The sequence below is a fragment of the Aeromonas sp. SE22 genome (assembly GCF_038739755.1).
Taxonomy (GTDB): domain Bacteria; phylum Pseudomonadota; class Gammaproteobacteria; order Enterobacterales; family Aeromonadaceae; genus Aeromonas; species Aeromonas jandaei.
This window is the reverse complement of record NZ_JBCGFD010000010.1, coordinates 43,895-69,637: the sequence shown is the minus strand read 5'-3', so window position 1 is coordinate 69,637 and position 25,743 is coordinate 43,895. Positions and strand designations below refer to the sequence as shown.

Here is a 25,743-nt window from a genome sequence, read left to right as displayed (position 1 = left end):
TTGCAGAGGATCCGACTCCAGTGTTTGGTGACAAGTTTTATAAGCGACTGGCCGAGCTACAGCCTTGGCAACAGACCGTCTACACCCTGGCGCTGGCAGAGCGCATGTACCCCAACTATGCCCTGTTCAGTCAGGCCTCCGGCTTTGGCAATGCAGAGGCCTTCCGGCATGCGCTGGATCAGATGTGGAACTACCTGACCGTCAAGGGTTCCCGGGTCAATCTGGGGGCCATTCTCGAAGAGTTCGAAGCCCATATTCCGGATCCCCGCAAGTTTGAGTCCTACGGTGCCTATCCGGCACTGGATGCCTGCGTGGCGCTGGGCTGTGCCTACAACTCGGTGATCTGCCGGGTCGGCGAAGAGGCCAACGATGCCAGTCATGCCTCCGTCGGTACCGTTGCCGGTTTTATCGAGATGATGGAAGAGCGGGATCTGACCGAAGAGGAGCTCTACGAGCACGAATACATGGAAGCCGAGCTGGAGTTTCAGGTCGAGCTGCTCAAGCGGGTTGCCCATGAGCGCGACAGCGACCGCATTCTGGCCATCAAGGCCTTTGCCGCTCAGGATGGCGTCTCCAACATCGGTATCAGCCTGGAAGAGTAATCGCCGGTGCCAACCACTAAATAAGCTCCCGTTTCGGGAGCTTTTTTTATGCCTGCTCGGCGGTCAGGGGGCTGACGCTCAGCACCGGGGCGGCATCGATTCCATCGGCATTCATCATGGCTGAGATGCGCTGCAGGGAGGAGAGCAGCAGGGTCTGTTCCCAGGTTTCAAGGGATTGAAAACGCTGGATAAAGCTCTCTTGCAGTGGTGTCGGCGCCTCGGCCAGCAGGGCGCGGCCGGCATCGGTCAGGGTCGCGTGTACCTTGCGCTTGTCGGTCTCGCTGCGAACGCGCTGCACCAGCTGGCGGCTCTCGAGGCGATCCATGATGGTGGTGGCGGTGGCCTGACTCATGTTGGTGTGGTCGGCCAGCTGGCGCATGGAGATCTGGCCCAGCTCGTCAATTCCTTTGAGCAGCAAGAGTTGTGGCGAGGTGAGACCCGCCTCCTTGATCAAGCGCTTGGAGTGCATGTCGATGGCACGAATGATCTGGCGCAGCGCTACCAGCACTTCATCATGTTTTTCCATGGTGTCGGAGTAGGAAGTCGGGTTGAAAGGGGGAAAATTCTGCTCCCGGCAGATAAAAAGGTCAATATGGTTATTACTCAAATGGTTTATGTTCAAATTAATTTTGTGTTAGTTTAGCCCCTCTTTGCGCTGTTTAACCTGACAAGAGAGGAGTAAACATGACCAATGAACTGGATATCAAGACCCTGGCCTGCGGCCTGAAAGTCGTGCGGGTTCGCTATGAACTGCCTGATACGTCAGCCTTTGTCCGCTATCAGCCCGTCTACGATGAAGACCCGAACAACCTCAAGGTTCACCATTACGATGGCGAACTACCGCTCTCCTGTAGCGAGACAGGTACTTTCAACCTAAAGGAGTTGGTGAACGAATTGCGCTACGCCTATGTGCTGGTGCACCTCTTTCCTGACGAAAGCGCCATGCAGTTCTATCTGACCGGCCTCGATACCGGGTTGGCCCAGCTGGAGTTCATCGGCGGCTCCTACGACTTCAACCGGCTCTGGATCACCAGCGGTATCTCCAATCTGGGTGTGCCCATGGCCATCTTCCTCGGCAAGCGCCACGCGGTGAACGGTCAGCCCTCGGTCACTCTGGTGGATCACCGTGAACAAGCGGCAGGCAAGCTGGTCTATCGCGCCATCGGTGGTGCCGGTGATCACGTGGGCGAAGAGTTTTTCAACAACGACTAAGGAGGCTGGATGAGAGCAAGCAAAGGGCTATTTAAAGGCCTCAACCCCACCATGGCCATGACGGCGTTGACCGTTATCACCCTGTTTCTGCTGTTCGGGGTCTTTGTCCCCGAGACGGCCGCCAGCTGGTTTGTCGGGGCCAAGGATCAGATTATTGCCGGGTTCAAGTGGTACTACATTCTGGTGGTCGCCCTGTTCCTGTTCTTCGCCGTCTACCTGATGTTCAGCCGTTTCGGCAACATCCGGCTGGGCGACGACGACCAGGTACCGGAGTTCGGCTACTTCGCCTGGTTCTCCATGCTGTTTAGCGCGGGCATGGGGATCGGGCTGGTGTTCTGGAGCATCGCCGAGCCGATGAACCACCTGCAGGGCAACCCTTTCATTACTGAAGGGATGACCCCGGAGGCGGCCCAGATCGCCATGCGCCTCACCTTTTTCCACTGGGGCCTCCATCCATGGGCAATCTATGTGATCGTCGGCTTGTCGCTCGCCTTCTTCAGCTACCGGCGCAAGCTGCCACTGGCCATTCGTTCCGTGCTCTATCCGCTGCTCGGCGATCGCATCTACGGCTTCTGGGGCCACGCCGCTGACGTGCTGGCGGTGTTCGGTACCGTGTTCGGGGTGGCGACCTCCCTTGGCCTGGGGGTCTCCCAGATGAATACCGGCCTCAACCAGATGTTTGGCATGGAAGTATCGCAGACGAACCAACTCTGGCTTATCGGTGGTATCAGCCTGATCGCCACCCTCTCGGCGGTCTCCGGGGTCGGGCGTGGGGTGAAGATCCTCTCCGAGCTCAATATCTGGTTGAGCGTGTTCGTGCTCGCGCTCTTTCTGGTGCTGGGGCCGACCACCTATATCCTCAACGCCTATGTGCAGAACATCGGTGATTACCTGCAGAACATCGTCAAGCTGAGCTTCTGGACCAACACCGAAGCCAATGGCACCTCGGCCTGGCAGTCGAGTTGGACGGCGTTTTACTGGGGCTGGTGGATTGCCTGGGCGCCATTTGTCGGCATGTTTATCGCCCGCATCTCCAAGGGGCGTACTATCCGCGAGTTCGTGCTCGGCGTCTTGTTGGTGCCTTCGCTGCTCGGCATGTTCTGGCTCACCGTCTTTGGCGGTACGGCGATGAATCTGGAGCTGTTTGGTGGCGGCGGCGTGGTCGCGGCAGTCAATCAGGATGTGACGTTGGCGCTCTACAAGACGGTCGAACTGCTGCACTGGGAGACCTTTGGCTGGATTGCCAAGGGCGTGCTGACCCTGCTTATCTGCACCTACTTCATTACCTCCAGTGACTCGGGCACGCTGGTGATTACGACCCTGCTCTCCATCGGTGATCAGGATCCTCCGGTGCCCCACCGCGCGCTCTGGGGGCTGGGCCAGGGGCTGGTCGCTGCGATTTTGTTGGTCTCCGGTGGTCTTGCTGCCCTGCAGGCGGCCAGCATCATAGCCGCGCTGCCCTTCTCGGTGATCATGCTGGCCATGTGTTATTCGCTGATGCTGGGGCTTAAACAGGAGAGCCAGCGCCAGTTCGAGTATCGTCAGAACCTCAAGCGCCACGATGGCTCATCACATATGAGCTTGCTCGAGCGCATCGGCCCGGCGTAAGCCGCCAGTCTGAACTCTGCTAAATGACAAAACGGCCGTACTGGTGAGCTCTCCTGCGGGAGCCTTGCCAGTACGGCCGTCTGTTTTTGCGCCGGGGCAGGGGTTACTCCTCGATAAAGGTCCAATCATCCTTGATGCGGCTGATGGCATCGCTCCGCTTTTTGGCGAGCTGCTCCTTGATCTCTTCCCCCTTGTAACCGGCCGCCACTATCTCTTTGACCGGCACCGCCTGGGCGGCTGCCAACGCTTCGGCCACATAGTCTGGCTCGGCGTAGACCCGCTCCTCGAAACCGGTGCGGCCGTGGAAGTCGGCGCGGCAGGCATCCAGCAGCTGGGCAAAGCGCTCGGGGCGGCGCCAGGCATCTGCCTTGTCGAACACCTTGAGCAGGGTGGCGGGCTTGAGTTCAAAGGCGATGTGGATGTGGGTGTGCAGATCGCTCACCAGCAGCGCCAGATCCCGGCACTCGTTGGGTACCCGGAACCGCTCGCACAGGGCGCGAATAAGCGGCAGCCCCTTCTGGCCGTGACCATGATGGCTGGGCCAGAACTCCTTGGGGGTCACTCCCTTGCCAAGGTCGTGGCAGAGGGCGGCAAAGCGCACCGTCAGCTCGGGGGAGAGCCGGCACGCCTGCTCCAGTACCATCAGGGTGTGGATGCCGGTGTCGATCTCGGGGTGCCACTTGGCCGGGGCGGGCACGCCGAACAGGGCATCGATCTCGGGGAAGAGCGCCTTGAGGGCACCACATTGGCGCAGCACCTCGAAGAAGATCTGCGGGGTTGGCCCCAGTAGCACTTTTCCCAACTCCTTCCAGACTCGCTCCGGCGTGAGGTGGGCCAGCTCGCCAGCGGCCGTCATCTCGCTCATCAGGGCCAGAGTTTCCGGCGCGATGGTAAAGCCCTGAGCGTGGAAGCGGGCGGCGAAGCGGGCGACCCGCAGGATGCGCAGCGGGTCTTCGGCAAAGGCGGGGGAGACGTGGCGCAGCAGCCGTTGTTCCAAATCTTTGATGCCGCCGTAGGGATCATGGAGCTCTCCCTGTTCATCTTCGGCGATGGCGTTGATGGTGAGATCCCGGCGCAGCAGATCCTGCTCCAGCGTCACATCGGGGGCTGCGTGGCAGACAAAGCCGGTGTAGCCCTGACCCTGCTTGCGTTCGGTACGGGCGAGGGCATACTCCTGCTGGGTTTTGGGGTGAAGAAACACGGGAAAGTCGCGACCGACCTGGGTAAAGCCCAGCGCCAGCATCTGCTCCACGGTGGCGCCGACCACCAGATAATCCCTGTCGCCCTGCGGCAATCCCAGCAGGCGATCCCGTACTGCGCCCCCAACCAGATAAGTCTGCAAACCATCTCTCCCATCAACAATCGTGGGGCCGAGTATATCGTCTTTGTTACTGCATTGCTGCCCGGCCGTGACCGGGAAAATGTGGGGTAATCGAGTGTGTCAGCAGGGCTTTGACTTGGGCGTGACGAGGCCTTACCCTGCCGCACCAGACGGCTGGCTCTGTATTGCTGCATGGCTTTACTACCGAACAGCCAAAATAAGCCGAAGGAACCGCAGAGTTCCCTATATATCAACGACATGAGAACAACGTGAATCAATCAACCTTCGCAAGCCGGGTTCTGGAGTGGTACGAGCTTCATGGCCGCAAGAGCCTGCCCTGGCAGCAGGAGAAGACTCCTTACCGGGTCTGGGTCTCGGAGATCATGCTGCAGCAGACCCAGGTCGCTACCGTGATCCCCTATTACCAGCGTTTTATGGCGCGCTTCCCCGATGTGGTGGCGCTGGCCGATGCCCCCGTGGACGAAGTGCTGCATCACTGGACCGGGCTTGGCTACTACGCCCGGGCTCGCAACCTGCACAAGGCGGCCCAGCAGATCCGCGATCATCACCACGGCCTCTTTCCCGAGCGCTTTGACGAGGTGATGGCGCTGCCGGGCATTGGTCGCTCAACCGCCGGGGCCGTGTTGTCGCTCTCCCTCGGTCAGCCTCACGCCATCCTTGATGGCAACGTGAAGCGGGTACTCACCCGCTGGCTGGCGCTGCCGGGTTGGCCCGGCCAGAAGCAGGTTGAGAACGAGCTGTGGGAGATCGCCATCCGGCTCACTCCCAAGCTGGGCGTGGCGCAATACAATCAGGCGATGATGGATATCGGGGCGACGATCTGCACTCGCAGCAAGCCTGCCTGTGAACGTTGCCCGGTGCGGGCAGATTGCCAGGGGCTGTCGCAAGGCAACCCGACTGCCTACCCCAACAGCAAGCCGAAGAAGAGCATTCCGGCCCGGGATGGCATCATGCTGCTGATCCGCCATGGCGACGAACTGCTGCTGGAGAAGCGCCCGCCGCAGGGGATCTGGGGTGGGCTCTACTGCTTCCCGCAGGTCGCCTCGCTGGCGGAGGTAGAGGGTCTGCTGGCGTCCCTTGGCCTGAGTCATCACGGTTATCGGGAACTGGCCGGTTTTCGCCATACATTCAGTCACTTCCACCTCGATATCCAGCCGCTGCTGATCGAGATTGAGGCTGCGCCAGCGCTGCGCCTCATGGAAGCAGATAACCGACTCTGGTATAACTTACGCCATCCTGCCGAGGTGGGGTTGGCGGCCGCCACTGCCCGCCTGCTTACCTATCCAGAGTTACAACCATAGAGGTCAACATGAGCCGTACTGTATTTTGCCAACGCCTGAAAAAAGAGGGCCCGGGCCTGGATTTTCAACTCTACCCGGGTGAACTCGGCAAGCGGATTTTTGACAACATCAGCAAGGAAGCCTGGGCCGAGTGGCAGAAGAAGCAGGTGATGCTGATCAACGAAAAAAAGCTCAATATGATGAATCTTGAGCATCGTCAGTTGCTGGAAAAAGAGATGGTCAGCTACCTGTTTGAAGCGGGTGAAGTGCAGATCGAGGGTTATACCCCTCCCAGCCAGTAAGCAATCAAACTGTAGTACCTGTGAGCGGGGAGTGGAGCCAAAGGTGGTCAGTCTCCCCTTGTTTACTCGCGGCATATGAATGATGGGCGGTACTGCCGCCCTGTTTGAGGATCCTATGGGCCGAATTTTCTGGCTGCTGTGCACCCTGCTGTTTCTCTCTGCCTGTTCATCTTCCCCCAAGCCCAGCGGGAATGAGGATGACGATCTCGTCAACGGCAAGGACATCCGCGGCTTTGAACACATGATCAGTGCGCTCTCCCATAACGTGAACGAAATATGGGGGCGAGAGGCGCTGTTTGCGGGCAAGTATGACTACGTCAAATACACGGATCAGTACAAGAGCCGTGCCCACATCGACTTCTCCAGCGGCCATATCATGGTCGAGACGGTATCTGGCATAGATCCCCGTGCTCACCTGCGTCGTGCCATTGTCGAGACCCTGCTGACACCGGACGATCCGGCCGAAGTGGATCTTTACTCCGACCGGGAGATCATGCCCGGCGGCGAGCCTTTCCTCTATGGCCAGGTGGTGGACAATCAGCGTCAGCCCATTCGGGCATCCTGGCGTGCCGAACGTTACGCCGACTACCTGCTCAACACGGCGATGAAGAAGCGTACCCTTGGTATTCGCACCATCTTCTTCGTCGATATCCCCATGGTGGCCAACCACGAAGACAGACGGGGTTACAAGTACGCCAGCCTGATCCGTGAAGCCTCCCGCAAATACGGGGTCTCTGAAAGCCTGATCTATGCGGTGATCAAGACCGAGAGCAGCTTCAACCCCTATGCGGTGAGCCATGCCAACGCTTATGGCCTGATGCAGGTCATTCCGGCGACGGCTGGGCGTGACGTCTATGTGCGGGTCAAGGGCAAGAGCGGTCAACCGACCCGGGAAGACCTGTTCAATCCGGCCTACAACATCGATGTCGGGACTGCCTATCTGCATCTGCTGCAGACCGTCTATCTATCGGATATTCAGGATCCCCAATCCCGTCGCTATGCGGTGATCTCCGCCTATAACGGTGGGGCTGGCGGGGTGCTCAACACCTTCTCCAGCGATCGCAAGGCGGCGCCAGGCATGATCAACCAGCTCTCACCTGAGGCGGTCTATCAGGTGCTGACCGAGCAGCATCCCAAGGCGGAGGCTCGTCGCTATCTCTACAAGGTCAATCAGGCCGAGAAGGGGTTCAAGCGGACATTTGCCAGCCGTTCCGGTTAACGGGTCGCAGCGGCAGAACGGAAAATGAAAAAGGGCGCTTTCAACAGCGCCCTTTTTTACGTCTGGTCAGTCAGGGATCATCCCGGCCTTACTTGGCGATGAAGCCGCCTTTAGCCTTGGGCGCCGCACCCACTTTCTCCAGACTTTCCACATCAAGCTCGGTTTTGTTCCAGCTGTGGTCCACCTCGCCACGGATGCGGATCAGGTCGTCCGGCCCGACCTCGGTGCCGCGCCATACCTTCTCGTCCACCTCGACCTCTACTTCGCCGCTCTCGTCGCGGAACAGGTAGTTTTCACCGCCGAGGTGCTTGACCAGCTTGCCTTCCAGCGTGGCCCAGCTGTCATCGGCCAGATCCTTGAGTTGCGCCACGGAGACCTTGTTCTGCTCCATCGGGCCCGTGTAGGCCGCCATGGCGAAAGAGGATACGGACATCAGGGTCAACATTCCGATAATGGCTGCGCTTGCTTTGTTCATTTCATGCTCCTGTCGTTGGGATGGGGGCATTGTGCGGAGGGGGGCGTGAAACAAGCGTGAAAGCATCCGTTTTATTTGCGAGAAGGGGATAGAGCACAAAAAGCACGCGCTGTTTCCGACTGTGGCTGCAGCCGAAATGGGGTGAAAATGGAATAAGAGATCGTCTGTTTTGTGAGCGCAATCGATTCTATTGCGCGAAAGAGTAGGTGAAGGTTTAGCCAGCTCGTTAATCTGTCGCCCTGATCAGGCGTCAGTGGAGATCTGCTTCTTCCCAAAGAGATCTCCGTTCGAGGAAAGCGAGCAAGGGTAACCCTTGCCGAACAATGAGAATAACAATATGAAAAAGTGGCTTGTTTGTTTATTGGGGTTGATGGCATTGACCGTTCAGGCGGTCGAGCGTCCTGCCTTTTCCCGTATCGTGATGTTTGGCGACAGCCTCTCCGATACCGGCAAAATGTACCAGAAGATGAAAGGGTACCTCCCCTCCAGTCCCCCCTATTTCAAGGGGCGTTTCAGTAATGGGCCAGTCTGGCTGGAAGTGTTGCAACAAGAGCATTTCCCGGGGCTCAAGCTGGCCAACGAGGCTGAAGGCGGTGCCACTGCGGTGGCCTATAACCACCTTGGCCCCCTGAATGGCTGGCTTGGCTTCTGGTCCTGGGATCCCAAGTATCAGGTGATCAATAACCTGGAGTACGAGATCAAACAGTTCCTGAAAAAAGACAAGTTCCGCCCCGATGATCTGGTGGTGATTTGGGTGGGAGCCAACGATTATCTGGCCTATGGCTGGAACAAGGAGAAGGATGCAGATCGGGTGATAGCCACCATTCAGGCGGCAGCGAATAATCTGGTTTTAAATGGCGCCAAACAGATACTGCTGTTCAACATTCCGGATCTGGGGCAGACCCCGTCGGCTCACAGCATGAAGGTGGTCGACAAGGTACGCCATGTGGCCAAATACCATAACCAGCGTTTGCAGGCGCTCACCAACGAGCTTGCCCCTCTTGGCATCGTGAAGCTGTTCGAAGTCGACAAGCAGTTTGACGAGATGGTGCGCGACCCGCAGCAGTTCGGGCTCAGCGATATCGAACATGCCTGCTACGGCGGTGGCTATGTCTGGAAGCCCTTTGCCAAGATGCCGAAAGCGGCGGCGCTGACGCTGCCGGAGCAGCTTGCCATTGCGAGCAACCCGATCCTGGCACAGGCTGTGGTCAGCCCCGAGTTGATGCGGGCGGCCATGACAGCCAATTGCGAGGGCAACATGTTCTGGGATCAGGTACACCCGACTCGTACCGTGCATAAAGTTCTGGGTCAGCGTGTGGCCGATTTTATCGAGAAGAACTACGAGTTCATCCGTCAGTAACAATCCTTCCGGGCCAGCGACAGGCTGGCCCGTTTCCCCTCAGAATGATGCATTCATCCCTTCCTTGGTCAAATAACAGACATTTGTTGCTGTTTTTGCAATGCTATTGAGTTAAAGTGTTGTTTGTTAATTGATATCAGGTACTTGAAAATAGGCTAACGTTGATATGCTGCGATCGTGTTTGTGCGATTGCGCCTATAAGACGAGGTGATATCAATCAACCTCCTCCTACATAAAGTTGCAGAGGCTAAAACATGAAAAAATCATTGATTACCTTACTGGTTACCGGTTTGCTTGCTGCCAACGCACAGGCGGCCGGTCAGGACAACACCTGGTATGGCGGTGCCAAACTGGGCTGGTCCAACTTCTATGGCGTTGATGAAAGCAACAGTTTCACCATTGATAAGGAGACCAATGATGCCCTTGGGGCAGGTGTTTTTGCGGGCTATCAGGTCAACAGGAATCTGGGTATTGAGTATGGGTTCGATTATTTGGGTAAATATAAATATGATGCTCGTACCGCAACAGGAGCAGTGTTCCAAGATGAGGTACAAGCTCAGCTTATCCATTTGACCTTGAAGTTGGGCTTCCCTGTGACCGATAGCTTGGATCTGTACGGGCGTCTTGGAGGTGGTTATGCAGCAGCCAATAGTGACATCAAAGGAGGAGATGGGCGCTTCAATTTTGTCAGTGCGTTAGGGGCTGAATATGCCTTCAACCGCGACTGGGCTGCTCGCCTCGAGTATCAATACTCCACTCCGTATGGCAGCCGTGACGACACCGGTCTGCGCATGGACAATGGCCTGCTATCGCTGGGCGCAGTCTATCGCTTCGGTCAGGTTGCTCCTGTGGTTGCCGCACCGGCTCCTGCGCCGGCACCCGCTCCCGAGCCTGTTATTGTCGAGAAGCAGTTCACCCTGAGCTCCGACGTGCTGTTTGACTTCAACAAGGCAACGCTGAAGCCGAAAGCCAGCGAGGCTCTGGACAACCTCTACAGCCAGATTGAGTCTGCGCGTCCGAAGGATGGCGTCGCCACCGTGATCGGTTACACCGACCGCATTGGCTCTGACTCCTACAACCAGAAGCTCTCCGAGCAGCGTGCCCAGACCGTTGCCAACTATCTGGTTGGCAAAGGGATCCCGGCCAGCAAGGTCAATGTGGAAGGGCGTGGCAAGGCTTCCCCGGTTACCGGCGACAGCTGCGTCAGCAAGTCCAAGCGCGAGCTGATCGTCTGCCTGGCTCCGGATCGCCGTGTCGAAGTGAAAGTGGAAGGGGTCACAGAGGCCCAGCAGTAATCGTCTGACTGGTGCCGCCGTGGTTTAACCCTGGCGGCATTGGTAAGAGATGAAGAAAAGCCAGTCAGTGATCTGACTGGCTTTTCTATTGGGGAAGATCCGGCAATTCGACGGCTCTCAGGAGGGGAGTGGCATGACCCGGTTACGGCCAAGCTCTTTGGCCTTGTAGAGCAGCTTGTCGGTCCGTTCGACCAGGCAGTCGGCACTCTCCTGACCATTGAACTCACCCACGCCGAACGAGGCGGTGATGTGATCGATGCGTCGGCCTGACTTGCGATCCAGAATCGACATCCGCTCGATGGCGCGGCGCATGCTCTCTGCCATCTGTCGGGTCAGTGCCAGATTGCGATGGGGCACCAGCATGGCGAACTCTTCGCCACCCAGCCGATAGGCGGTGACCCCCTCCTTGCAGGCATCGCGCAGGCGTTTGCTGAAGGCGCGCAGCACCTGATCGCCAAGCAGGTGACCATATTCGTCGTTGAAGTTCTTGAAGCGGTCGATGTCGGCAAGGATCAGCGAGAAGGGCTGCTGGCTGCGGATCAGGCTCTCCAGTTCGAGGTCAAAGGCGCGCCGGTTGAGCAGGCTGGTAAGGGCATCCTCGTTGGCCAGTTTGCGGGTCTCGTTGAGTGCCGCCCGCAGCTCCTTGATCTCTTTCTCGGCATTGCTGAGCTGGTTGCGAAAGTGCATGGTCGACATGCGTACATCCCGCGATTCGCGCACCAGATCCCGCAGGATCCCCATGGTGTCTTCCAGACTGAAACCCTCGTCGTCGATACGGCTCAGCTTGTCGAAGCTCTTGTCGAGCATCTCCTGAAACATGCCGGTATCCGAGATGGCATCCTGCATGGAGTGGCCCAGCTCGTTGGCCATGGCGGCGAGGTTGAGCTTCATCGCCTCCATCTGCTTCTCGTCCTGAGCTGCCAGATATTGGTGGTAGAGGCGCTCGCAGGTGGTGAGAGAGCAGGTTCCCTGCAGCTTGACAGCCTGATCGATCGCCTGATTGAGCTCGGGCATGCTGGCCGCAACGTAGTTGTACCAGAGGTGATAGTTATCCGGCGTCGTGGGGATCTGGTACTTGATCATCAGGGGAACTGCCTGCTTGAGATAGGCGGCAGATTGGGCAAATGTGTCCTTACTCATGAGTTCTGTGTCTCATCATGCCAGCGAACTGAAGATAGTATGACAGAGAGATTGGCCAAAAGGCAGCCGATGGATGCCATTCGCCCCCCCCTCCGATATAATGGCACCGTTACCACCTACCCTAAGGCCTGCTTATGTCTCAAAAAGATCCTTTCCTCGAACGCGAGGCCGAAAAATACGAGAATCCCATCGCCAGTCGCGAGATGATCCTCGACCTCATCAAGGGCCACGAAAAACCCATGTCACGGGAAGAGCTGGCCAAGGTTCTCAAGCTGACCGATGAAGAGCCACTGGAAGCCCTGCGTCGCCGTCTGCGTGCCATGGAGCGCGATGGACAGCTGGTATTCACGCGTAACCAGTGTTATGCCCTGCCGGATCGCCTGAATCTGGTGAAAGGCTACGTACTCGGCCACAAGGATGGCTTCGGTTTCCTGCGTCCCGAGGGTGGTGGCCCGGATCTGTTCCTCAACAACCGCGAAATGCAGCGTCTGATGCACGGCGACTATGCGCTGGTGCAGCCGACCGAAATCGACCGCAAGGGGCGCCAGGAGGCGCGTCTGGTGCGTCTGCTCAAATCCCGCGAGGCGGATATCGTCGGCCGTTACTTCGTCGAGAACGGCGTTGGTTTCGTGGTGCCTGACGACAGCCGCATCGGCCAGGACATCATCATCCCGGAAGGGGAGAGCAGGGGGGCTCGCCAGAGCCAGGTCGTGGTCGTGCGCATCAACCAGCGCGCTACTGCCCGCTTCAACGCGGTCGGCACCGTGCTGGAGGTGCTGGGTGAAAACATGGCGCCCGGCATGGAGATCGAAATTGCCCTGCGTACCCACGGTATCCCGCACACCTGGCCGGAAGAGGTGACCAAAGAGGTTGCCGGTCTCGGTGAGCAGGTGCCGGAGAAGGCCAAAGAGGGTCGTATCGACCTGCGTGCCCTGCCGCTGGTCACCATCGACGGGGAAGACGCCCGTGACTTCGATGACGCCGTCTTCTGTGAAGCCAAGCGTGGCGGCGGCTGGCGCCTGTGGGTTGCCATTGCCGACGTTTCCGCCTATGTGAAGCCGGGCACAGCCCTCGACACCGAAGCCTATCAGCGCGGCAACTCGGTCTACTTCCCCGAGTTCGTGGTGCCCATGCTGCCGGAGGTGCTCTCCAACGGTCTCTGTTCCCTGAACCCGCAGGTTGACCGCCTCTGCATGGTGTGCGAGATGACCATCTCCGCCTCTGGCCGCATGTCCGGCTACAAGTTCTACGAAGCGGTGATGAACTCCCATGCCCGTCTCACCTACACCAAGGTGGCGGCGATCCTCGACGGTGATCCCAAGCTGCGCCAGCAGTATGACCCGCTGGTGGGCCATATCGAGGAGCTCAATAACCTCTACAAGGCGCTCAAACAGGCCCGTCATCAGCGCGGTGCGGTGGAGTTCGAGAGCGAGGAGACCCGCTTCATCTTCAACGCCCAGCGCAAGATCGACCGCATCGTGCCGCTGGTGCGCAACGACGCCCACAAGATCATCGAAGAGTGCATGATCCAGGCGAACGTGGCTGCCGCCCGTTATATCGAGAAGAACGAAGCCGCCGCCCTGTTCCGGGTGCACGACCGTCCGGGCGAAGAGCGTCTGACCGGTTTCCGAGACTTCCTGGCTGAACTGGGTCTGGAGCTCAAGGGCGGTCTCGAGCCCGAGCCGAAGGATTTCGCCGAGCTGGCTGCCAAGTTTGAAGGGCGCCCCGATGCGGAGCTGCTCTCCACCATGCTGCTGCGCTCCATGCGTCAGGCCATCTATCAGGCTGACAACATCGGTCACTTCGGTCTGGCCCTGAAGTCTTACGCCCACTTCACCTCGCCGATCCGTCGTTACCCCGACCTCATCCTGCACCGCGCGATCAAGTATCAGACCGCCAAGGAGCAGCAGGCCAACCTGCGCCACAAGTGGACGCCGAGCGGTGGTTACCACTACCAGCTGGAAGAAGTGGATCCGATGGGCGAGCACTGCTCCATGACCGAGCGCCGTGCCGACGATGCCACTCGCGATGTGGCCGACTGGCTCAAGTGCGAGTACATGCTGGATCACGTAGGTGACGAGTTTGACGGCGTCATCGCCAGCGTCACCGGCTTTGGCTTCTTCGTGCGTCTGGCCGAGATCCACATCGACGGTCTGGTGCACGTCAGCACCCTCACCAACGACTACTACCAGTTCGACCCCCTGCATCAGCAGCTGATCGGCGAGAACTTCCGCCGCCGCTACCGTCTGGGCGACAAGGTGCGGGTCAAGGTGATGGGCGTCAATCTGGACGATCGCAAGATCGACTTCGTGATGGTGGAAGAGCCCCTCAAGATCACCGGCAAGAACGCCAAGCAGGCGGTTCGCAAGATGGCCGAGATCAAGAAGGAGAAGGCCAAGAGCGCCGAGCGCCACGAAAAGCGCAAAGAGAAAGATGGCAAGGAGAGCGGCAAACCCGCCAAGGGTGGCCGTGCCAAACCCAGCAACAGACGACCGGGCAAAAAAGCTCGCGATAAGGCCAAGAGCACTAAATGAGTACTGAACTGATCTACGGCATTCACGCTGTCACCGCGCTGCTGGAGCGCACTCCCGAGCGCTTCATCGAAGTGTGGGCCCTCAAGGGGCGGGATGACGACCGGCTGCAACCCCTGCTGGCCGAGCTGGAGTCCCTCGGCTTGCGCGTGCAGAGCGTGAACCGCAAGACTCTTGATGACAAAGCGGAAGGCAACAATCACCAGGGCATCATGGCCCGGGTGAAAGAGGCGCCGAAGCTGGCCGAGCACGATCTAGCCAGCCTGCTGGACGAGTTGGCGGCACAAGAGAGTCAGCCCTTCCTGCTGGTGCTGGACGGCGTGACCGACCCGCACAACCTCGGCGCCTGCCTGCGCAGCGCCGATGCCGCCGGGGTGCACGCGGTGATTGTGCCGCGCGACAAGGCCACCGGCCTGACCCCGATTGTGCGCAAGGTCGCCTGTGGCGCCGCCGAAGTGGTGCCGCTTATTCAGGTCACCAACCTGGCCCGCACCCTGCGCGAGCTGCAGGAGCGCGGCGTCTGGATCGTCGGCACCGCCGGTGAGGCCGATCACGACCTCTATCAGGCCAAACTGACCGGCCCGATGGCGCTGGTGATGGGTGCTGAAGGTAAAGGCATGCGCCGTCTGACCCGCGAGCACTGCGACGAGCTGGTGAGCATCCCGATGGCGGGGGCGGTATCCAGCCTCAACGTCTCGGTGGCGACCGGCGTCTGCCTGTTTGAAGCCGTGCGCCAGCGCCGTGCTTGATCATGCTGACTGACAGACCCCCCTTCGATTGGGCGCAGGTCGCAGATAGAGAGGAGGCCGCGCGCCTCCTCTCTTTTACCCGCCCGCTGACCCTCAGCCCGAAAAGCTGCCTCTGGCACGCCGGCGACAGCCCGGATCTGCTGGTCAGGGTGGAGCAGGGGCTGCTGCGGGCCAAGCTGGTGCTGGAGGATGGCCGCGAGTACATCAAGGAGTTCTACTGGGAGGGGGACGAGTTTCTCGACTTCCACCACCTGCTCAGTGGCGAGCCGGCCCGCTACAGCGTGGAGGCGCTGGAGCCTTGCCGTTTGCAGCTGTTCAGTCTGGCCGACTTGCGCCAGCTGCCCGGCTGGCCGCGCTGGTATCAGCACCTGTTGGAGGTGCAGTTGCGCATCAAGGAAGAGAAGGAGCAGTTGCTGCTCACCGGCAGCCCGCAGGCGCGCTATCAGCACTTTCTCGACAGCTTTCCCGCACTCGATGCCAGAGTGCCCGACCACCAGATCGCCGCCTATCTTGGCATTACTCCCATCAGCCTGAGTCGCATTCGCAAACGGCTGAAAGAACTTAACAAAGGTTAATGCAGGGTGCTGGCGCCACGATTATGCTGGCAGGCCGAACTGATAAGGAGTTGCCGATGAACTGGATCCTGAAACCCTGGTCTGAACTGACCACTGACGAGTTGTATGAGTTGCTGGCGCTGCGGGCCGAGGTGTTCGTGGTGGAGCAGACCTGTCCCTTTCAGGATCTGGACGGGCTCGATCGCCGCGAAGGGGTCTGGCACCTGCTCGGCTATCAGGGTGATCTGCTGGCCGCCTATGCGCGGATCATGGCGCCCGGCATCGGCGACGAGAGTGGCGCCGCCATCGGTCGGGTGGTGACCTCACCCAAGGCGCGCGGCGGTGGTCTCGGTCACCAGCTGATCGGCGAGGCGGTCAAAGCGTGCGAGGCGCGCTGGCCGACCCACAGCATCTGGTTGGGGGCGCAGGCCCATCTGCAGGGCTTCTACGGCCAGCACGGTTTTGTGGCCGAGGGAGAGGGATATGTCGAGGACGATATCCCCCATATCGGTATGCGCAAGACGGTGGCCTGACAGGTTGGCTGCATTCAGGCGTTGCGCCCTGAGATCGGGCGATGACTCCGCAGGGCGTCTGACGGGCAGATTGATGCCCTGATGATCGGATGAGGTTCACTATAAGTTTTGGTTAGGTCATTCAGCTAAAACCCATAAATTAAATTTATAGTGAGTCGTTCTGGCTGCAAATAGCCCTGCAACGGCGGTGGCGAGCCCGGGGCAACACAGCTCCGATTTGCCAGATACACAGAATGCAGAAGGGCCATCCCGCGGGATGGCCCTTCTCTTTATCGCTAGGCGATCACTTCTTCTTTTTCTTCTTGGTCGCTTTCTTCTTGCCATCGACCGGCTTTTTCTTCTTCACCGGTACCCGCGCTTCTTTGTGTTTCGGGCGCAGCTCGTCGATCACCCGGCGCTTGAGGCGCTCCTCGGTGTAGCGCTCGATCTTGGCGACCATCGCCATGTCGTGGGCTTCCACCAGACTGATGGCACAGCCACGGTTGCCGGCGCGGCCGGTACGGCCGATCCGGTGGACGTAGACATCGGCGCCGTAGGGCATGTCGTAGTTGATGACATGGCTGACGTTCGGCAGGTCGATGCCGCGGGCGGCGACGTCGGTGGCGATCAGGAAGGGCACTTCACCTTCGTGGAACTTGCGGATCGACTCGATACGCTTGCTCTGCTCCATCTCGCCGCGGATCCAGGCGCAGGAGATGCCTGCCGCCTGCAGCTGGCCGGAGAGCTCCGCCAGACGCTCGCGAGTCTTGACGAAGATGATCGCCTTCTGGGTTTCCGGGTTTTTCAGGATGTGGGTCAGCAGCGCCAGCTTGTGGGCGGCGTCATCGGCCAGATGGATCCACTGGGTGATGGGGCGACGCTCGCTGCGCGGCGGCTCGGCGTGCAGCTCCACCGGGTCTTTGAGGATTTCGCTGGCGAACTTCTCAAGGCCGGCCCCTTCCAGAGTGGCGGAGAAGAGCATGGTGTGCTTGCGGTAGCGCGCCTCTGCCACGATGCGGTTCACATCCTTGATGAAGCCCATGTCCAGCATGCGATCCGCTTCGTCCAGTACCAGCACCTCGATGTCGTGGCTCTCGAACTCCTCTTTCTCGATGTACTCGAGCAGACGGCCCGGGGTGGCGACCACGATGTCGGTGGTTTTGGTCAGGGCAGGCAGCTGCTCTTCATGGCTGACGCCGCCGATGATGGTCTCGATGCTGAGGTTGGTGTGGGCCGCCAGCGCCTTGGCGTGGGCAGTGACCTGCAGCGCCAGCTCGCGGGTCGGGGTCAGGATCAGCATGCGGCAGGGGCCCGGCTTGCGGCGCGGGAAGTCCAGCAAGTGCTGGAGCGCCGGCAGCAGGAAAGAGGCGGTCTTGCCGGTACCGGTCGGAGCGGATGCCAGAATATCGCGGCCGTCCAGGGCTGGCTCCAGTACCATCTGCTGGATGGTAGTGGGGCGGGTGAATCCCATCTCGGCCAAAGCCCGGTTGAGGGCAGGGTGCAGGTCGAAATCATCAAAGGACTGGCTCATGGCAATACTCGGTCATTAAGGAAACGGCAGATTATAGGCGATTATCTCGTCGGCTCCTATGGCGAGTGTGGCTTAGTCGCTATAATCGCCAACCATTTTTTCAGATGACGGGGGCCAGATGGGACGTAGTCGCGGTTTTACCTTCAAACAGTTCCATATCAATCACGATCGCTGCGCCATGAAGGTGGGCACCGACGGCATCCTGCTCGGTGCCTGGGCCCCGGTCGAACAGGCGCGCCGGGTGCTCGATATCGGCTCCGGCAGTGGCCTCATCGCCCTGATGCTGGCCCAGCGCAGCAGATCTGACTGCCATATCGACGGGGTGGAGCTGGATAGTGATGCAGTGATCCAGGCCAGAGAGAACGTCGCCGCCTCCCCCTGGGCCGATCGCGTGACCATCACCGAAAGCGCGGTGCAGGAGTATCAGGCTGACCCTTACGATCTGATTGTCTCCAACCCCCCTTACTTCGTGGCAGGCCAGTCATTTAGCGACCCTGCACGGGCGATGGCCCGCCATACCGGTGCCCTCGACAGCCATGCACTGCTGGCTGCCTGCGACCGACTGCTGGCCCCGAATGGCGAGGTGGCACTGGTGCTGCCGACGGCCATGGCTGATGAAATTTTATGCATATCGGCGGATTATGATCTGCATGGCATTTGTTATACAGCTGTTATCACCAGAGAGGGTAAAGAGGCAAATCGTGTTTTATTGCGACTTGGCAGAGGATTAAACAGGTGTGAAAGGGGGGATATTGTGATCCATTCTGCTGATGGAGCCTATTCCGACAGATATATCCAACTGACCAGCCCCTTCTATTTGAAGATGTAAATTTCGTCTTGAACTATTTTTTCATGCCATTATGCTGGTTCCAGATCGAGCACCCGCTCCAGACCAGCCAAAACCACTGGTCGCGATGAAAAATCAAGCGGGGCTCTTTTTTTTACCCATATGAACAAACTGGTCAATGACCGATAAAAACTATAACAAGCAATAATTTACAAGACAGACGAGGTTGAACTTGAAGAAATCACTCACGTTGTCCGACGTACTCGGATTGGGGTTCATGACCTTCGCCTTCTACCTGGGCGCCGGTAACATCATCTTCCCGCCGCTCGCTGGTTACATGGCTGGCGAACACCTCTCTCTGGCGATGCTGGGTTTTCTGGTTACCGCTGTGGGCCTGCCGCTCATCACCATCATTGCCGTCGCCAAGGCCGGTAACGGCTGGGCCGGCATGACCAAGCTGCTGCCTGCGGGCGTGGCCACTGCGCTGGCGGTTGCTATCTATATCATCATCGGCCCGGCCTTTGCGGCTCCCCGTACCGGTCTGGTGGCCTACGAGATGGGTCTCAAACCCTTTATCGGTGATATGGGTCAGGCAGGTCTGGCTGCCTACACTGTGCTCTTCTTCGGGGTGGCCGTGCTGGTCTCCATGAACCAGGGCAAGCTGATGGATGCCATCGGCAAATACCTGACGCCGGTACTGATGTTGCTGCTTCTGACCCTCGCGATCGGCGTATTCGTGGCACCGCAGGGCACCATGCCTGAATCTGCCGGTGACTATCAGAACAGCCCGTTTGTGAAAGGGATCCTGGAAGGCTACAACACCATGGATACCCTGGCTTCCCTGATGTTCGGTGCCCTGATCGTCGACCTGCTGCGCCAGAAAGGGATTAATGACTACCAGAGCCAGTTCAAGTATCTGGCCATCGCCGGCCTGATCTCGGCCATCGGCCTCTCCGTGGTCTACATCTCCCTGTTTGAGCTGGGCAACACTGCCGCAGGCGTAGCGACCGATGTCAGCAATGGTGGCGCCATCGTCAACGCCTATGTGCTGAGCCTGTTTGGTCAGCCGGGTCAGTTCATTCTGGCGGCCATCATTACTCTGGCTTGCTTTACCACTGCCGTGGGTCTGATCTCCGCCTGCTCCGACTTCTTCCACAATCTGACCGGCATGGCTTACAAGAAGCTGGTCGTGCTGCTGGGCGTCATCTGCGCCGTGGTAGCCAACGTGGGTCTGAGCCAGCTCATCAGCCTCTCCATTCCGGTGCTGGTGGCCATCTATCCGGTTGCCGTGGCGCTGGTACTGGTCACCTTCCTGAAGGGTTACTTCGGTCGCCCGCGTCTGGTGTTCCGCGCCGTGCTGGTGGTGGCTTTCCTGTTCGGTTGCCTGGATGGTCTGGGTGCTGCCGGCATGAAGATGGATGCGTTTGCCTTCCTGCCGCTGTTTGACAAGGGCCTTGCCTGGTTGATGCCGACCCTGCTGGCTTGTGTGGTTGGGATGGTGGTTCGCCCGGCCGAGAAGCTGGCCGCCGAAGCTGCCTGATAGCGTCCTTCTCTCTGAACAAAGAGCCTGCCTTGTGCAGGCTCTTTTGTTTGTTGATCACTGCACTGCTGCCGGATGCTTGCCCGCTTCCTTTCTCTCTACCGCTCTTTTGCGACTTCCCCACCCTGGTCATTCAGCGATTAATTCTGGCCAAGCAAATTGTTTCAAGATATTAATGTGTGATTGAGATCAAATATCTCTTCTTTATGCTCAGGATGGCGCTCCTCATCCGATTGTCGGGGAGAGCGGGAAGCGAGCATATGGTTGTCAGGTTATCTGCCAGGCAGTGGGTGTAATCAACAAGAACAAGCTGATAAGGCAGATGAGGTTGGGTTTGACGAAATCATTGAAGTTGTCCGACGTATTCGGATTGGGGTTTATGACGTTCGCCTTCTATCTGGGGGCAGGCAATATCATTTTTCCGCCGCTGGCCGGTTTTATGGCCGGTGAGCATCTGGTCGCCGCCATGTGCGGTTTTCTGCTGACGGCGGTGGGGCTGCCGCTGATCACCCTGATTGCGGTGGCCAAGGGCAGCTCCGGGCGTGGTGCCGGTGGCTGGACCGAGCTGACCCGCTATCTGCCGGCAGGCGTTGCCACTGCGCTGGCCATCGCCATCTACATCATCATGGGGCCTGCTTTTGCCATTCCCCGCACCGGTCTGGTTGCCTACGAGATGGGGCTCAAGCCGTGGCTCGGCGATGCCGGTCATGGGGGGCTGCTGCTCTATACCCTTAGCTTCTTTGCGCTGGTGATCCTGGTGGCGCTCGATCGCGGCAAGCTGCTCGATGCGGTCGGCAAGTACCTGACGCCGGCGCTGATGGTGATGCTGCTCATTCTGGCGGTCGGGGTCTTTGTGGCGCCGCAAGGCACCATGCCTGATGCCAGCGGTGAGTACATAGAAGCAGCCCTGACCAAGGGGATGCTGGAGGGGTACAACACCATGGATACCCTGGCCTCCCTGATGTTCGGTGCCCTGATCATCGGCTTGCTGCGCCAGAAGGGGATTGAGGATTATCGCAGCCAGTTCAAATATCTGACCATCGCGGGGTTGATCTCGGCGGTCGGGTTGTCGGCTGTCTATATCTCGCTCTTTCATCTGGGCAACAGCGCTGAAGGGGTCGCGAGCGATATCAGCAATGGCGGCACCATCGTCAATGCCTATGTGTTGAGCCTGTTTGGTCAGCCGGGTCAGTTCATTCTGGCGGCGATTATCACGTTGGCCTGCTTTACCAGCGCGGTCGGCCTGCTCTGTGCCGGTGCCGACTACTTCCACGGTCTGACTGGCTGGGCCTATCGCAACTGGGTCATGCTGCTGGGGGCGCTCTGTGCGCTGGTGGCCAATGTGGGGTTGAGCGAGTTGATCGGCCTCTCCATTCCGGTGCTGGTGGCCATCTATCCGGTCGCCATCGCGCTGGTGCTGGTGACCTTCCTCAAGGGCTACTTTGGTCGCCCGCGTCTGGCGTTCCGCTGCGTGTTGGCGGTGGCCTTCCTGTTTGGCTGTCTCGATGGGCTGGGAGCTGCTGGCATGAAGATGGAGGCGTTTGCCTTCCTGCCGCTGTTTGACAAGGGGCTCGCCTGGCTGATGCCAACCCTGCTGGCCTGTCTGCTTGGCATGCTGGTGCGGCCGGTCGGCGATCTGACTGCCGAGGCAGCGTAAACAGGTGATTTACCCGCCCGCATAACAAAAGAGGCCAGCAGATGCTGGCCTCTTGGTATGGGTCTTCAAGCTGGCGAACTAGATGCGCGGGCCTTCCGGTTTGGGCTTGCCATCCAGACCATACCAGTGGGTCTGAACGCGCCCGGCATGCCATTCGAAGGTGCCCCACGGCGCTTTGGCTTGCCAGCGGGGGAAGTTGATGACTACCCGATTGTCTTCGTATTTGTAGAGGGAGGTGCTGATCTGGATATCAGAGAGGATCAGCAGCAACGCCCAGCAGATAAAGAACCATTTCAAGGCAGTCCACATCGTGACTACTCGAAGCAGATTTCGATGGTGGCACGACCAAAATCAGATTCGAAAGGCATCATGATCTTGGTGCCATCGGCGCGGTGAGTGATGGTGTGGTTAGGGCCGGAGACGATAACCGGAGTGGCCATGTCAAACTCGTAGCCCTTCTCGCCCAGCATCCGCTTGGCACCACCGGTCACCATGTTGGTGATTTCACCGACCATGTCGGTCACCTCTTCATTGATGGTGGCAGGCGCTTCCCCCAGCATGCGGCGCATGATCTCCAGCGCCAGCCCTTTTTCGAAGCTGATGGAGAGCGAGCCACGGGTCTGCGGGCCGACCATGCCGATCAGGCCTGAGACATCGCCGCGAGCCAGCTCGTCCATCTTGCGTTTCGGTTTGCCCGGTTTGAGTTCCAGCTGTGCCATGGTGGAGAGCACATTGAGCAGAGAGAGCAGGAACGGATTTACAAAATCAGCCTTCATGATGACTTCCTACAGTGGGCGTACAGCGAGCACATTGGCCATGTGCTTCTATCGTCTTATTGGTAATAGTAAAACCATGCAGATGGGCCTGCTCGGAAAACGCGCTATCGATCGCCGTGTCGTGCAGCTCGACCACCTCGCCGCAGTCATCGCAGATGAGCAGCTGCATCGGGTGAGCGTGATCGAAGTGGCAGCAGAAGATAAATGCGTTCAGCGATTCCACCTTGTGGGCAAAGCCTTGTTCGAGCAGAAAATCGAGTGCCCGGTATACGGTTGGCGGTTTGGCGTTGGCTTCCGTTTGCTGCAGTTGAGCCAACAAATCATAGGCGCTGATGGCATTGCCATGTGCCGCCAGCAGGCGAAATACCTGACGTCGGGTCGGGGTGAAGCGGATCCCTCGCTGTACACAGAGTCGCTCGGCTCGTTGTAAAAGTTGGTCTTGATTCATGATCGCGCAATTGCCCTTTCTATTAGCTGGATACTATCACAGGGCCTCGCATGGCGCGGCGACAAAATTCATTTTCTGGGGCTGCTTCACGTTGTGATAAAATCCGCCCCTTTCTTTAGCCAACCCGGATGATTTTTATGCAGGCGCAGCGTTTTTCTATCGCCCCCATGCTCGACTGGACCGATCGGCATTGCCGTTATTTTCATCGACTGATGAGCCGCCAGACCTTGCTCTATACCGAAATGGTGACCACCGGCGCCATCATCCACGGCAAGGGTGATTATCTGGGTTACAGCGAGCAGGAGCACCCCATCTCCCTGCAGCTGGGTGGCAGCAATCCGGCCGATCTGGCGCGCTGTGCCAAGCTGGCCGAGGAGCGTGGCTATGACGAGGTGAACATCAACGTCGGCTGCCCCTCCGATCGGGTGCAGAATGGCCGCTTTGGTGCCTGCCTGATGGGTGAACCGGCGCTGGTGGCTGACTGCGTCAAGGCGATGCGCGATGTGGTCGATATTCCGGTGACGGTGAAGACCCGTATCGGCATCGACGATCAGGACTCCTACGAATTTCTGCAGGCCTTTATCGAACAGGTGCGCGATGCCGGTTGCGGCACCTTCATCGTCCATGCCCGCAAGGCCTGGCTGAGCGGCTTGAGCCCCAAGGAGAACCGCGAGATCCCGCCGCTCGATTACCCTCGGGTCTATCGGGTCAAGCAGGATTACCCGGATCTCACCATCGCCCTCAACGGCGGTGTCACCTCCATGGAGCAGACCCTTGAGCACCTGCAACACGTCGATGGCGTCATGATGGGGCGCGAAGCCTATCAGAATCCCTATATTCTGGCGCAGGTAGACAATCTGGTATTCGGCCAGAATAATGCCGTGCCGAGCCGCCATGAGGTGGTGCGGATGATGCTGCCCTATATCGAGCAGGAGCTGGCCAAAGGCAACTACCTCTCCCACATGACCCGCCACATGCTGGGGCTGTTCCAGAACATGCAGGGGGCGCGCGCCTGGCGTCGTCACCTGAGCGAAAACGCCTGCAAGCCGGGGGCTGATATTCAGGTGGTGCTAGATGCCATGGCGAAGGTGCCGGAGTTTGCTGCCAGCGAGCAGGACGAATAACTCTCCTGTCAGGCAAAGCGAAAAAAGCGCGTCTTGTGACGCGCTTTTTTGATCGCTGTCGCTTCAATATCTGAACTGGTTGATCAGCCGCGAGAGATCCTGCAGCCGTTCTACCAGCAGGGTGATGCCATCGAGCGCCTGCCTGCTGTTGTCGGCGGTGTGGCTGGCCAGCTGGTGGATCTGGTGCACCCCTTCATCGAGCGTTGCTGTCACATCGGCTTGCTGACTTACCGACTGGGCGATCTCGTCGCTGGTGCGGGTCACCTGTCCCAGCATCCGGTTGATCTGGGTGAGCACGTCGGCGGTGGTGCCTGCATGCTGCTGGCAGCGCTCCGAGGTTTGCGCTCCTTGCGTCATCCCGTCTGACAACTGACGGGTGGTCTGTTGCAGCGCCTGGATCATTCCGTGGATCTCGCTGGTTGAGGCACGGGTCTTCTGGGCCAGCGCCCGCACTTCATCCGCAACTACCGCAAACCCGCGGCCCTGTTCGCCCGCCCGGGCTGCCTCGATGGCTGCATTGAGGGCGAGCAGGTTGGTCTGGTCGGCGATTTGGCTGATCACCTCCAGAATGCCGCTGATCTTCTGGCTGTCGCTGGTGAGCTGGGCCAGCACCGCGTGGTTGGCATCGAGCTCATGATGGAGTTGGTTGACGGCGGAGCGGGTGGTCGCCAGCGCTTGCAGCCCTTCGGCGGAGACCTGCTGTACCTCGGTGACCAGATTGCTCGCCTCATGGGCACTGTGGGCCACATCACGAATGGAGTGGCTCAGCTCGGTGATGGCGGTGGCCAGCTGCTCGCTGCGGGCACGCTGTTGCTGCAGGTGAGTATCGATGGTCTGGATATTGCCCCTGTCATCTTCGGCAGCTTGCAGGATCTGCTGGTTGGTGTCGGCGCTGCGCCCGACTACGGCCTTGAGCTCTGCCTGCTTCATCCGCAGCGCCAGTTCGACGGCAGCCAGGGTATCGCGCCGCCGGGTATAGAGCACCTGACAGAGGCGGGTTCCCTTGTCTTGATCGGCAAGGGTGAGCAGATGCGTCAGCCGCTGTTGCAAGCGCCAACCGTGGATTGCTTGTGTCAGTAGCAGCAGGGCAGTGGGCAGCAGCCAGAGCAGGTTGTCGGTAGTAAACGCAATAAGGGTGGTGAGGAATGCAGAAACGGAGAGCCAAAGGGTCAGCTGGCCCGGTTCAATATGAAACCGGCTCAGCCAGGGAAGCGCCTTGCCGCTGCGCAGCAGGCCATAGAGCTGCTCGGCCCAGGCCACATCGCTGGCGGCGGGTTTGGTGCGTACCGACTGGTACTCGACGATCTCCTTCTGGGCATTGAGGATCGGGGTGACGTAAGCGTTTACCCAATAGAACTGACCGCTTTTGGCGCGGTTCTTGACCAGCCCCATCCAGCTTTTGCCCTGTCGCAGCCGCTGCCACATGTCGGCGAAAGCCGCCTTGGGCATGTCGGGGTGACGTACCAGATTGTGGGGCACCCCTTCCATCTCGGCAGCACCATACCCAGCCACATCACAGAAGTGCTGGTTGGCATAGGTGATATGGCTGGCGGGATCCGTGGTCGAGATGAGTGCAATGTTGTCGGGGAAGTGTATCTCCCCCTCCTGATGGAGTTTGGTCATGTGTCGTTCCTGAAAAAGCCAACTAACTGATAAATATGTTTTTTATTATTGTTTTCAGCTAGTCATTCTAAGGCGC

At 59.0% G+C, this 25,743-nt stretch carries 25 protein-coding genes; 16 read left to right on the top strand and 9 right to left on the bottom strand.

The annotated features are described in order from the left end of the window. Window positions 1-20: 20 nt before the first annotated feature. Window positions 21-602, top strand: a complete 582-nt coding sequence (locus AAHA39_RS15185; protein ID WP_041209226.1) for a YjaG family protein — start codon at window positions 21-23, stop codon at window positions 600-602. 46 nt (window positions 603-648) lie between these two features. Here AAHA39_RS15185 and AAHA39_RS15180 read toward each other — a convergent pair whose 3' ends face one another. Then, complete coding sequence (locus tag AAHA39_RS15180) at window positions 649-1,128, bottom strand: MarR family winged helix-turn-helix transcriptional regulator (RefSeq protein ID WP_041209315.1); 480 nt, start codon at window positions 1,126-1,128, stop codon at window positions 649-651. A 158-nt stretch (window positions 1,129-1,286) separates the two neighbouring features. On the opposite strand from AAHA39_RS15180, the gene AAHA39_RS15175 reads away from it, so the two are divergent. Both AAHA39_RS15175 and AAHA39_RS15170 read left to right on the top strand, forming a co-directional pair. After that, entirely contained in the window at window positions 1,287-1,814 is a 528-nt protein-coding gene (locus AAHA39_RS15175; protein WP_320656102.1) for a hypothetical protein, read from the top strand. Between the two features lie 9 nt (window positions 1,815-1,823). Further along, window positions 1,824-3,422, top strand: coding sequence for a BCCT family transporter (locus AAHA39_RS15170; protein ID WP_042032611.1), 1,599 nt, complete (start codon window positions 1,824-1,826; stop codon window positions 3,420-3,422). Between the two features lie 103 nt (window positions 3,423-3,525). On the opposite strand, the gene AAHA39_RS15165 is transcribed toward AAHA39_RS15170, so the two are convergent. After that, window positions 3,526-4,764, bottom strand: coding sequence for a multifunctional CCA addition/repair protein (locus AAHA39_RS15165; RefSeq protein ID WP_320656103.1), 1,239 nt, complete (start codon window positions 4,762-4,764; stop codon window positions 3,526-3,528). Between the two features lie 248 nt (window positions 4,765-5,012). Between AAHA39_RS15165 and mutY the strand changes: the two genes are divergently transcribed. From mutY to mltC, 3 genes are all read left to right on the top strand, one after another. Next, window positions 5,013-6,065, top strand: a complete 1,053-nt coding sequence (gene mutY / locus AAHA39_RS15160; RefSeq protein ID WP_320656104.1) for an A/G-specific adenine glycosylase — start codon at window positions 5,013-5,015, stop codon at window positions 6,063-6,065. An 8-nt stretch (window positions 6,066-6,073) separates the two neighbouring features. Continuing rightward, window positions 6,074-6,346, top strand: coding sequence for an oxidative damage protection protein (locus AAHA39_RS15155; protein ID WP_041209221.1), 273 nt, complete (start codon window positions 6,074-6,076; stop codon window positions 6,344-6,346). A gap of 115 nt (window positions 6,347-6,461) precedes the next feature. Then, a complete protein-coding gene (gene mltC / locus AAHA39_RS15150) occupies window positions 6,462-7,565 on the top strand; it encodes a membrane-bound lytic murein transglycosylase MltC (protein WP_033115098.1) in 1,104 nt (367 codons plus the stop codon). A gap of 88 nt (window positions 7,566-7,653) precedes the next feature. Here the strand turns inward: mltC and AAHA39_RS15145 are convergent, their stop codons facing one another. Next, the gene (locus tag AAHA39_RS15145) at window positions 7,654-8,040 is read right to left on the bottom strand and encodes a YgiW/YdeI family stress tolerance OB fold protein (protein ID WP_033115065.1); all 387 of its coding nucleotides are present in this window, start codon (window positions 8,038-8,040) and stop codon (window positions 7,654-7,656) included. A gap of 337 nt (window positions 8,041-8,377) precedes the next feature. Between AAHA39_RS15145 and AAHA39_RS15140 the strand changes: the two genes are divergently transcribed. After that, window positions 8,378-9,400, top strand: a complete 1,023-nt coding sequence (locus AAHA39_RS15140) for an SGNH/GDSL hydrolase family protein (protein WP_043849685.1) — start codon at window positions 8,378-8,380, stop codon at window positions 9,398-9,400. 254 nt (window positions 9,401-9,654) lie between these two features. Further along, a complete protein-coding gene (gene ompA, locus AAHA39_RS15135; protein ID WP_320656105.1) occupies window positions 9,655-10,695 on the top strand; it encodes a porin OmpA in 1,041 nt (346 codons plus the stop codon). A 117-nt stretch (window positions 10,696-10,812) separates the two neighbouring features. Here the strand turns inward: ompA and AAHA39_RS15130 are convergent, their stop codons facing one another. Continuing rightward, window positions 10,813-11,835 (bottom strand): GGDEF domain-containing protein, encoded by a 1,023-nt coding sequence (locus AAHA39_RS15130; protein WP_033115062.1) that lies wholly within the window; start codon window positions 11,833-11,835, stop codon window positions 10,813-10,815. 134 nt (window positions 11,836-11,969) lie between these two features. Between AAHA39_RS15130 and rnr the strand changes: the two genes are divergently transcribed. From rnr to AAHA39_RS15110, 4 genes are read left to right on the top strand one after another with little or no spacing between them, the layout of a single operon-like run. Then, entirely contained in the window at window positions 11,970-14,369 is a 2,400-nt protein-coding gene (rnr, locus tag AAHA39_RS15125; protein ID WP_320656106.1) for a ribonuclease R, read from the top strand. Continuing rightward, window positions 14,366-15,115 (top strand): 23S rRNA (guanosine(2251)-2'-O)-methyltransferase RlmB, encoded by a 750-nt coding sequence (gene rlmB, locus AAHA39_RS15120; protein ID WP_320656107.1) that lies wholly within the window; start codon window positions 14,366-14,368, stop codon window positions 15,113-15,115. The genes rnr and rlmB overlap by 4 nt, the downstream gene beginning before the upstream one ends. A 2-nt stretch (window positions 15,116-15,117) precedes the next feature. Then, window positions 15,118-15,690: a Crp/Fnr family transcriptional regulator gene (locus AAHA39_RS15115; protein WP_219278299.1), complete on the top strand. Its 573-nt coding sequence runs from the start codon at window positions 15,118-15,120 to the stop codon at window positions 15,688-15,690. A gap of 56 nt (window positions 15,691-15,746) precedes the next feature. Beyond that, a complete protein-coding gene (locus tag AAHA39_RS15110) occupies window positions 15,747-16,202 on the top strand; it encodes a GNAT family N-acetyltransferase (RefSeq protein ID WP_043849689.1) in 456 nt (151 codons plus the stop codon). Between the two features lie 283 nt (window positions 16,203-16,485). Here AAHA39_RS15110 and srmB read toward each other — a convergent pair whose 3' ends face one another. Continuing rightward, entirely contained in the window at window positions 16,486-17,712 is a 1,227-nt protein-coding gene (gene srmB, locus AAHA39_RS15105; protein WP_156853612.1) for an ATP-dependent RNA helicase SrmB, read from the bottom strand. 118 nt (window positions 17,713-17,830) lie between these two features. On the opposite strand from srmB, the gene AAHA39_RS15100 reads away from it, so the two are divergent. From AAHA39_RS15100 to brnQ (AAHA39_RS15090), 3 genes are all read left to right on the top strand, one after another. After that, a complete protein-coding gene (locus AAHA39_RS15100) occupies window positions 17,831-18,541 on the top strand; it encodes a tRNA1(Val) (adenine(37)-N6)-methyltransferase (RefSeq protein ID WP_320656108.1) in 711 nt (236 codons plus the stop codon). Window positions 18,542-18,731: 190 nt separating this feature from the next. Further along, a complete protein-coding gene (gene brnQ, locus AAHA39_RS15095) occupies window positions 18,732-20,039 on the top strand; it encodes a branched-chain amino acid transport system II carrier protein (RefSeq protein WP_033115055.1) in 1,308 nt (435 codons plus the stop codon). 379 nt (window positions 20,040-20,418) lie between these two features. Beyond that, complete coding sequence (gene brnQ / locus AAHA39_RS15090) at window positions 20,419-21,696, top strand: branched-chain amino acid transport system II carrier protein (protein WP_320656143.1); 1,278 nt, start codon at window positions 20,419-20,421, stop codon at window positions 21,694-21,696. A gap of 78 nt (window positions 21,697-21,774) precedes the next feature. Here the strand turns inward: brnQ (AAHA39_RS15090) and AAHA39_RS15085 are convergent, their stop codons facing one another. Genes AAHA39_RS15085 through zur form a run of 3 tightly spaced genes read right to left on the bottom strand, consistent with a single transcriptional unit; the run spans window position 21,775 to window position 22,920 of the window. After that, the gene (locus AAHA39_RS15085; RefSeq protein WP_041209212.1) at window positions 21,775-22,005 is read right to left on the bottom strand and encodes a hypothetical protein; all 231 of its coding nucleotides are present in this window, start codon (window positions 22,003-22,005) and stop codon (window positions 21,775-21,777) included. A gap of 5 nt (window positions 22,006-22,010) precedes the next feature. Further along, window positions 22,011-22,472 (bottom strand): chemotaxis protein CheX, encoded by a 462-nt coding sequence (locus AAHA39_RS15080; protein WP_033115052.1) that lies wholly within the window; start codon window positions 22,470-22,472, stop codon window positions 22,011-22,013. Then, on the bottom strand, window positions 22,462-22,920 hold the full coding sequence (zur, locus tag AAHA39_RS15075) for a zinc uptake transcriptional repressor Zur (protein WP_041209211.1): 459 nt from the start codon (window positions 22,918-22,920) through the stop codon (window positions 22,462-22,464). The genes AAHA39_RS15080 and zur overlap by 11 nt, the downstream gene beginning before the upstream one ends. 137 nt (window positions 22,921-23,057) lie before the next feature. On the opposite strand from zur, the gene dusA reads away from it, so the two are divergent. After that, window positions 23,058-24,044: a tRNA dihydrouridine(20/20a) synthase DusA gene (gene dusA / locus AAHA39_RS15070; protein WP_320656109.1), complete on the top strand. Its 987-nt coding sequence runs from the start codon at window positions 23,058-23,060 to the stop codon at window positions 24,042-24,044. A gap of 63 nt (window positions 24,045-24,107) precedes the next feature. On the opposite strand, the gene AAHA39_RS15065 is transcribed toward dusA, so the two are convergent. Next, the gene (locus tag AAHA39_RS15065) at window positions 24,108-25,667 is read right to left on the bottom strand and encodes a methyl-accepting chemotaxis protein (protein ID WP_071912621.1); all 1,560 of its coding nucleotides are present in this window, start codon (window positions 25,665-25,667) and stop codon (window positions 24,108-24,110) included. Window positions 25,668-25,743 lie beyond the last annotated feature (76 nt).

Bases quoted from the DNA above. Each gene is read 5' to 3' on its own strand.
- AAHA39_RS15065 (WP_071912621.1), bottom strand. From the start codon at position 25,667: ATGACCAAACTCCATCAGGAGGGGGAGATACACTTCCCCGACAACATT.
- AAHA39_RS15115 (WP_219278299.1), top strand. From the start codon at position 15,118: ATGCTGACTGACAGACCCCCCTTCGATTGGGCGCAGGTCGCAGATAGA.
- dusA (WP_320656109.1), top strand. From the start codon at position 23,058: ATGCAGGCGCAGCGTTTTTCTATCGCCCCCATGCTCGACTGGACCGAT.
- AAHA39_RS15170 (WP_042032611.1), top strand. From the start codon at position 1,824: ATGAGAGCAAGCAAAGGGCTATTTAAAGGCCTCAACCCCACCATGGCC.
- zur (WP_041209211.1), bottom strand. From the start codon at position 22,920: ATGAATCAAGACCAACTTTTACAACGAGCCGAGCGACTCTGTGTACAG.
- rnr (WP_320656106.1), top strand. From the start codon at position 11,970: ATGTCTCAAAAAGATCCTTTCCTCGAACGCGAGGCCGAAAAATACGAG.
- AAHA39_RS15130 (WP_033115062.1), bottom strand. From the start codon at position 11,835: ATGAGTAAGGACACATTTGCCCAATCTGCCGCCTATCTCAAGCAGGCA.
- brnQ (WP_320656143.1), top strand. From the start codon at position 20,419: ATGACGTTCGCCTTCTATCTGGGGGCAGGCAATATCATTTTTCCGCCG.
- AAHA39_RS15080 (WP_033115052.1), bottom strand. From the start codon at position 22,472: ATGAAGGCTGATTTTGTAAATCCGTTCCTGCTCTCTCTGCTCAATGTG.
- AAHA39_RS15085 (WP_041209212.1), bottom strand. From the start codon at position 22,005: ATGTGGACTGCCTTGAAATGGTTCTTTATCTGCTGGGCGTTGCTGCTG.
- srmB (WP_156853612.1), bottom strand. From the start codon at position 17,712: ATGAGCCAGTCCTTTGATGATTTCGACCTGCACCCTGCCCTCAACCGG.
- rlmB (WP_320656107.1), top strand. From the start codon at position 14,366: ATGAGTACTGAACTGATCTACGGCATTCACGCTGTCACCGCGCTGCTG.
- AAHA39_RS15180 (WP_041209315.1), bottom strand. From the start codon at position 1,128: ATGGAAAAACATGATGAAGTGCTGGTAGCGCTGCGCCAGATCATTCGT.
- mltC (WP_033115098.1), top strand. From the start codon at position 6,462: ATGGGCCGAATTTTCTGGCTGCTGTGCACCCTGCTGTTTCTCTCTGCC.
- AAHA39_RS15100 (WP_320656108.1), top strand. From the start codon at position 17,831: ATGGGACGTAGTCGCGGTTTTACCTTCAAACAGTTCCATATCAATCAC.
- AAHA39_RS15140 (WP_043849685.1), top strand. From the start codon at position 8,378: ATGAAAAAGTGGCTTGTTTGTTTATTGGGGTTGATGGCATTGACCGTT.
- AAHA39_RS15145 (WP_033115065.1), bottom strand. From the start codon at position 8,040: ATGAACAAAGCAAGCGCAGCCATTATCGGAATGTTGACCCTGATGTCC.
- ompA (WP_320656105.1), top strand. From the start codon at position 9,655: ATGAAAAAATCATTGATTACCTTACTGGTTACCGGTTTGCTTGCTGCC.
- AAHA39_RS15155 (WP_041209221.1), top strand. From the start codon at position 6,074: ATGAGCCGTACTGTATTTTGCCAACGCCTGAAAAAAGAGGGCCCGGGC.
- AAHA39_RS15110 (WP_043849689.1), top strand. From the start codon at position 15,747: ATGAACTGGATCCTGAAACCCTGGTCTGAACTGACCACTGACGAGTTG.
- AAHA39_RS15175 (WP_320656102.1), top strand. From the start codon at position 1,287: ATGACCAATGAACTGGATATCAAGACCCTGGCCTGCGGCCTGAAAGTC.